At 66.9% G+C, this 5,193-nt stretch carries 3 protein-coding genes and 1 pseudogene; 1 reads left to right on the top strand and 3 read right to left on the bottom strand.

Annotated elements, in window-relative coordinates:
* Positions 1-489, bottom strand: a pseudogene (locus tag VNW74_RS01395) (acyl-CoA synthetase); the annotation flags it as partial.
* A gap of 252 nt (positions 490-741) precedes the next feature.
* On the opposite strand from VNW74_RS01395, the gene VNW74_RS01390 reads away from it, so the two are divergent.
* A complete protein-coding gene (locus tag VNW74_RS01390) occupies positions 742-2,520 on the top strand; it encodes an ABC-F family ATP-binding cassette domain-containing protein (protein ID WP_325674817.1) in 1,779 nt (592 codons plus the stop codon).
* Between the two features lies 1 nt (position 2,521).
* On the opposite strand, the gene VNW74_RS01385 is transcribed toward VNW74_RS01390, so the two are convergent.
* Together VNW74_RS01385 and argH are read right to left on the bottom strand one after the other, a co-directional pair.
* Complete coding sequence (locus VNW74_RS01385; protein WP_325674818.1) at positions 2,522-3,832, bottom strand: cytochrome P450; 1,311 nt, start codon at positions 3,830-3,832, stop codon at positions 2,522-2,524.
* Between the two features lie 34 nt (positions 3,833-3,866).
* The coding region (gene argH / locus VNW74_RS01380; RefSeq protein ID WP_325674816.1) for an argininosuccinate lyase at positions 3,867-5,193 on the bottom strand (1,327 nt) is incomplete at its 5' end.

Below are 5,193 nucleotides of genomic sequence, written 5' to 3'. Positions count from 1 at the left end.
GCGCCGGTAGGCCGCCGCCTGATAGGTGAACATTCCGCCCTGCGAATAGCCGGCCAGGTGCACATCCTGGCCAGTGACGTCTGCGGTCAGGTCAATCGCCTCGCTCAGCGCAACGATGTGGTCGGCCAGATTCCGGCGCATGCCACCCTCGACCTGGTCGGGTGAGCCGAAGTCAATGACCCAGGGATCCAGCCCGGCGGCGTGCAAGATGCCGACAGCCCCGTCCTCGCGGGTGACATCCCACATGGTCGCCGACATCATCATCGGGTGCACCAACAGCACCGGCGGGCCGGCCTGCGGGTGCCCCGGCCGACTGTCCGGTGGGAAGTACCGGCGAAGCTTGTACATCGCCACGCTCTCCACGACCTGAGACGGGGACGGAGCATTGCCGGTTTCCAGCCCCCCGAGCCGCAAGACCTCGAGGCCGTTCTGTGCTGTCGCCATCAAACGCTCAACCGGTCGCGTGACCGCCGAGAAGTTCAGATCCATGCCGCCGCTCCCTACCAACTGAGACGATCCTGTGCTGCATGCGGGCCTGACAGCCTGCACATCATGGCACATCGCAGGGGGTGAGCCCGCGGCTTTGGTCACGCTGCCAGCGCATTCACCAGCCTAGTCCGGTGACGATGCTGGGCCCGGACGGCCCGGTGTGGGGGCACCCCCAGCCGCGCAGCGGCGAGGGGGCGATCCGGACGATCGGGCCTAGTCCGGCGGCCAGACCGCCCACGTAAGGTCGGGACGGTGGCACACCTGCTGGGCGCCGAGGCAGTGCACCTGGAGTACCCGACTCAGGTCGTCTTCACGTCCATGACTGTTGGGGTCAGTGACGGCGACCGCATTGGCATCGTCGGACGAAACGGGGACGGCAAGTCCAGTTTGCTGGGTTTGCTGACCGGTCGGGTGGCTCCGGATTCCGGACGGGTGACGCAGCGCAGCGGTTTACGGGTCGGCGCGCTGAGCCAGGCGGACACCTTGGATTCGGCGAGCACGGTGGGCTGGACACTGGTCGGCGATCAGCCCGACCACGAGTGGGCCGGTAATCCGCGCATCCGCGACGTGGTCAGCGGACTGGTCGCCGACCTCGGTTGGGACACCAGGATTGACACGCTCAGCGGTGGCCAGCGGCGACGGGTTCAGCTGGCCGCGCTGCTGGTCGGCGACTGGGATGTGATCGCGCTGGACGAGCCAACCAACCACCTCGACATCGAGGGCATCACCTGGCTCGCGGATCACCTACGTCAGCGCTGGGCCCGCACCGCCGGCGGATTGCTGCTGGTGACCCACGACCGGTGGTTCCTCGACGAGGTGGTGACCACGACATGGGAGGTGCACGACGGAATCGTCGAGCCCTTCGAGGGCGGCTATGCCGCTTACGTGTTGCAGCGGGTCGAGCGGGACCGGATCGCCGCCAGCGCGGAAGCCAAGCGGCAGAACCTGATGCGCAAGGAACTGGCCTGGCTTCGCCGCGGTCCCCCTGCACGCACCTCCAAACCGAAGTTTCGGATCGATGCGGCCAATCAGCTGATCGCCGATGTGCCGCCGCTGCGCAACACCGTCGAGTTGGCGAAGCTTGCCACCGCGCGGCTTGGCAAGGACGTCGTTGACCTGCTTGACGTGTCCGTCTCGTTCGACGGCCACCCCGTGCTGCGCGATGTCGAATGGCGAATCGGCCCCGGTGAACGCAGCGGCATCGTGGGGGCGAACGGCGCAGGTAAATCCACCCTGCTGGGGCTGATCACCGGCGAGGTGCAACCCGACAGCGGAAACGTTAAGCGCGGCAAGACTGTTCGCTTGGGAATCCTCGACCAACGGGGCGATGAGCTGGCGCCGCTGGCGGGTGAACGAGTCGCCGACGTGCTAGGCCGGCTGCGCAGCGGCTATCACGTCGATGGCCGTGACGTCACTCCGGCGCAGTTGTTGGAGCGGCTGGGGTTCGCCGGCGACCAGCTATCGGCGCGTGTCGGTGAGCTTTCCGGCGGGCAACGCCGGCGGCTGCAGCTGATGCTCACTGTGCTGGCCGAGCCCAATGTGCTGCTGCTCGACGAGCCCACCAACGATGTGGACACCGACATGCTGGCCGCCACCGAAGATCTGCTCGACTCCTGGCCGGGCACATTGATCGTCGTCTCACACGACCGCTACCTGCTGGAGCGCGTCACCGATCAGCAGTACGCGATTCTGGATGGCCGGCTGCGACACCTGCCCGGTGGTGTCGACGAGTATCTGCGGCTCGCCGCGCAGGCGGGCCCACAGCGTGCCGCGGCACCGGCCACCAGCGCCTCTCGGCCACAGGCGATTTCGGGAGCCGAGTTGCGCGCCACCGAAAAGGAGATCGCCGCGATCGACCGCAGGCTGGCGCGGCTAGCCGACCAGATCGCGGCCAAGCACCAGGAACTCGCCGAGCATGACCAGTCCGACCATGTCGGCATTACCCGGCTCACTCAGGCGTTGCGCGGCCTCGAAGACGACGTTGCCGGGCTGGAGACCCGCTGGCTGGAACTGTCCGAAGTGCTCGACTGAGCTAATCGGCCGAACCCTCGCCACGATGTGGTTGACCGGTCCCGACCTGCTCGACGTCAACGTTCAAGCCGGGCCAGGGCCGCAGCGCGGCGAAGTTGCGTGCCCCGATCCGCTGCGGGGGCAGGCGCAGCGTGGTCCTGGCGACCAGCCGAGCCAACATCACCGTCATCTCGGTGGTGGCCATTGCCGATCCGATACACCGATGCAGGCCCCCGCTGAACGGGATGAACTCGTGAGGCGCTGGGCGTCGATAACGCGGCGACGCAGGGTCCCACCGGTCGGGGCGAAACTCTTCGGGTTCAGCCCAAACGTCGCTGATTCGGTGGGTGACATACGCGCTGAAAATCAGCATTCGCCCAGCCCGAATCCGGTGCCCCTCAAACTGGAGGTCACGTTTGGCCTTGCGGGCCGAGATCACCCCCGGGGAATACAGCCGTAGCGTCTCCTGGACTACTCCGTTGAGGTAAGTCAGCGCCGCCAGGTTCTGGCCGGTCGGTGGCCCGGTGCCCAAGACCCGGCCAACCTCGGCCGCGGCGCGGTTCCAGGCGCCCGGAACGCTCAGCAGTGCGTAGATGGCCCACGCGATCGCGCCGCTGGTGGTTTCGTAGCCCGCCGCGATCAACGAAACGACCTGATCGCGAATTTCATTGCGGGTCAATGGCTGCCCGTCATCGGGGCGGCCGTCGATCAGCGTGGCCAACAGGTGGTCGTCGGGCCTGGGATGACTGCGCGCGTCGGCGACCTGGCGGTCCACAAAGTCGTCGATACCAGCCCGTGCCGCCATCGCCCGGCGCCACCCCGGTGAACCGATCCACTCCTGGATGCGCGTCACCTGCGGTGGCCGATACGTCAGCGCAAGCAGGGGTTGAAGTTGTTCACCGAGAAAGTCGGCATGCTCGGCGATACGACTACCGAAAAGGCATTCAGCGATGCTGCGCCGCACCGCAGGACGTAATGAGTCGTAGATGTCGATTCGCTGCCCCGGCTGCCAACGATCAATGACCGCGTCAGCGTTGGCGGCGATGATCGGCACGTACTCGCCGACCTGTCGGTGATGGAGGGCGGGCGCGACCGCATTGCGCCTGCGACGATGGTCGGCTCCGTCACTGACCACCAATGCTGTCGGACCATCGACCGGGACCAGAACCTGAAATGCTTCCTGCCAACTGAACGCGTCGGCATTGGCGAACACGAACTTGTTCGCCTCCGGTCCAAGCAGAAACGTGTAGCCCAGCCCGGCGATCCCGGCGTTGATCACTGGGCCGCGGCAACGATACAGCGCCAGCAATATATCGCCCGGCGGGTACCGTATCGGCCAGCGCGTTCGATCCCGCATGCGGGCCAACCTAGCGGCTCAGCCGTTGCCGAAGTCGTTCGGCGGCAGCATGAACCGCCTCAAGCTGCGCTTCGACCCGGCTCGGCGCGGTGCCGCCGCGCGCGTCGCGTGACGACACCGAACCCTCGATGGTGAGCACTTCGCGCACCTCCGGAGTCAAGTCGCTGCTGATGGCGACCAGCTCATCGTCGGTTAACTCCTCCAGCCCGACCCCGCGCTCTTCGGCGGCCCGCACGGCCGCCCCGGCCGACTCATGGGCGTGCCGGAACGGCACGCCTTGGCGCACCAGCCATTCGGCGATATCAGTCGCCAGGGTATATCCGGCCGGAGCGAGCGCCGCCATCCGATCGGTGTGGAACGTCAGGCTGCTCACCAGTCCAGCCATCGCAGGCAGCAGCAGCTCCAACTGCGCAGCCGAGTCGAAAACCGGCTCTTTGTCTTCCTGCAGGTCCCGGTTGTACGCCAGCGGCTGAGCCTTCAACGTCGCCAGCAGCCCGGCCAGGTTTCCGATCAATCGGCCCGACTTACCGCGAGCCAGCTCGGCGATGTCGGGGTTCTTTTTCTGCGGCATGATCGAGCTGCCGGTCGACCACGAGTCGTGCAAGGTCACGTAGCCGAATTCGGTTGTGCTCCAGATGATGATGTCCTCGGCCAAGCGCGATAAATCGACGCCGATCATCGCGAGAACGAATGCCGCCTCCGCCGCGAAATCTCTTGCCGCGGTGGCGTCGACAGAGTTCTCGGCTGCCGTTGCGAAGCCGAGCTGTTCGGCGATCGCGTCCGGGTCGAGCCCTAGCGACGAGCCGGCGAGTGCGCCGGAACCGTACGGGGACACAGCGGTGCGCCCGTCGAGGTCGACGATCCGGTCGACGTCACGCAGCAGCGGATGGGCGTGCGCGAGCAGATGGTGTGCCAGCAGGATCGGCTGCGCGGATTGCAGGTGCGTCTTGCCGGGCATGATGGCCCTCGGGTGGGCGGCGGCCTGGGCGGCCAGTGCGCCGACAACATCGAGCACACCCGCGGCCACTCGCCGTATTGCGTCCCGCAGCCACATCCGAAACAGCGTGGCCACCTGGTCGTTTCGCGAGCGGCCGGCCCGCAGCCGGCCACCCAGGTCGGGCCCCACCCGGTCGATCAGTCCGCGTTCCAGCGCGGCATGCACGTCCTCATCAGTGACCAAGGGGCCGAAGCTACCGTCAGCGACGTCCTCGGCGAGGCTGTCCAGCCCGGCCAGCAGCCCGTCACGCTGCTCTTCGGTGAGCAACCCGGCCGCGAACAGCACTACGGTGTGTGCCCTGGATGCGGTGACGTCGTAGGGTGCGAGCACCCAGTCGAAG

Origin of the sequence: Mycobacterium sp., assembly GCF_035570115.1 — a bacterium.
GTDB lineage: Bacteria > Actinomycetota > Actinomycetes > Mycobacteriales > Mycobacteriaceae > Mycobacterium.
The sequence above is the reverse complement of the archived record's forward strand: the minus strand, read 5'-3'. Positions and strand labels throughout refer to the sequence as shown.